At 43.6% G+C, this 2,096-nt stretch carries 1 pseudogene; it reads left to right on the top strand.

Annotated features, from left to right (window positions below):
* Positions 1–2,096, top strand: a pseudogene (locus FNZ60_RS09410) (hypothetical protein); the annotation flags it as partial.

Raw genomic sequence — 2,096 nt, 5'->3', positions numbered from 1 at the left:
CTAATATCTGCAGAAGAAGAATTTAATAGATTTATCCAGAATGATGTATGGGGGAAGAATACTCACCCTTATGGCACGAGTGATAAACGGGTTTTTTGGACAGGTAGTGGACTGACAGGAAATGACATTGGGTATATGGGGCAGCATAGTACTAAAGGTGATGTGAATATTTTGCCTGAAGCTTTAGGGGTTTATTCCTTTGCAACGGGTTGTGGTTCTTCTGCAACGGGAAACTATTCAGTAGCTTTTGGTGCCAATGCGGTTGCAAAGGCTGGTGGAGCACAAGCTTTTGGTGTTGCAGCGCTTGCATCGGGGAAAGCAAGTGTTGCTATGGGGATTAGTTCGGAGGCATCAGGGGAGGCTGCTCTTGCATTTGGAGGGCTTGCAGTTGCATCTGGTAAAGATAGTATTGCTTTAGGTGTTAATTCTACAGCTCAGCAGGAAAATTCAGTTTCTATTGGTCTAAAAGCGCATGCATTTATTGAAAATGGTGTTGCTCTAGGGGCAAATTCTATAGCAACAGTTGTTGGTGGTGTTCGTGGTTATGATCCTTTCTCAAATACTGTCTCAGAAGACGGTAGTGTTGCATGGAAATCTGTTTACGGTGCAGTTAGTGTGGGTAATAACACTGCTGCTAGGCAGATTACAGGGGTTGCCGCTGGTACTAAGGATACCGATGCAGTAAATATTGCGCAGCTGAAAGCTATGAGAACACTTGTAGAAAAAAGGTGGCAGCTTTCTCTTAATGGTGTCGATGTTGCAACCTTTGAGCCGGAGGATGTGTTAGATTTATCTACAGGAAGTACAAATTTTACCATTACCAAAGGTGATAAAGACAATAAGGTAAAATTTGACCTCGCCAGAGATCTTACTTTAGATAGCGTAAAAATAGGAGATAATAGTGTAAAAATAGCAGCGAGTGGTATAACCGTAGGAAAAAATACTTTTGGAGTAAAAGGTTTAGAGGTTGATGATGGTCCCAAGGTCACCACAGATGGTATTTACGCTGCAAATAAAAAAATAACAAATGTTGCAAATGGCACGAGCGATGCAGATGCTGTCAACGTTGCGCAGCTAAAGGCATTACAAGCCGCCGTCGCTATAAAAGGTTTAAAAATCAATACGAATGACAAAGATTTTAAAGATGCTATAGCGGATGGGAAAAATTCAATCGCTATAGGGAGCAACACAAGTGTTGAGATGGATGCTGGTAACGCGATAGCTCTTGGCATCAACGCACAAGCCACTGAAAAGAATGCGATTGCTTTGGGTTCAGATTCTCTAGCGAATGTTGAATTTGGCATTGAAGGTTATGATCCTAGTGGAAAAATAGGACTACCAAGTCAGAGCAGTGTTTGGAGATCCACTCTTGGCGCACTCAGCATTGGGAATGCTGAGCAAGGTAAAACCAGACAGATTGTAGGACTTGCCGCTGGTACCGACGATACGGATGCTGTCAATGTTGCGCAGCTAAAAGCGTCCACAAAAGGTTTAAAAATCAATACTATTCTCGCAGATTTTAAAGAACCGATGGCGACTGCTGATGGTTCTCTTGCCATTGGTGATGGCGCCAAAGTTAGTGCTCTAAGCATGAATTCTCTTGCCATTGGTGGCCGCGCCAGCATTGGTAAAAGCTCCATCGAAGCGCTAGCTCTTGGTTACAGGGCCAAAGTTAGTGAAAATACTGAGTCTGCGATGGCTTTTGGCGCCGAGTCACAAGCGAAAGCTGAGAGCAGCATTGCTTTGGGTTCATATTCTGTAGCTGATGTTGTTGGTGGTAGAGCAGGGTATGATCCTAGCACTAAGCGTCTTTCTGATATAGAGGATAACGCATGGAGATCCTCCCTTGGCGCACTCAGCATTGGGAATGCTGCGCAAGGTGAAAAAGGTAAAACCAGACAGATTATAGGTGTTGCCGCTGGCACGAATGATTATGATGCCGTTAACGTTGCCCAGTTAAAGGCATTACAAGATTCTATCAACCCAAGCTGGGACCTTTCTATTGAGGGTAAAAATAAAACAGCTATTGATGCAAGCCATGCGTTAGATTTAGCCGCTGGCAGTGCAAATTTTAACATTACGAAAGACGAAAAAGA

This window comes from Bartonella massiliensis (assembly GCF_902150025.1).
In the GTDB taxonomy this organism is placed as follows: Bacteria; Pseudomonadota; Alphaproteobacteria; order Rhizobiales; family Rhizobiaceae; genus Bartonella; species Bartonella massiliensis.
This window is presented reverse-complemented; position numbering and strand designations above follow the sequence as displayed.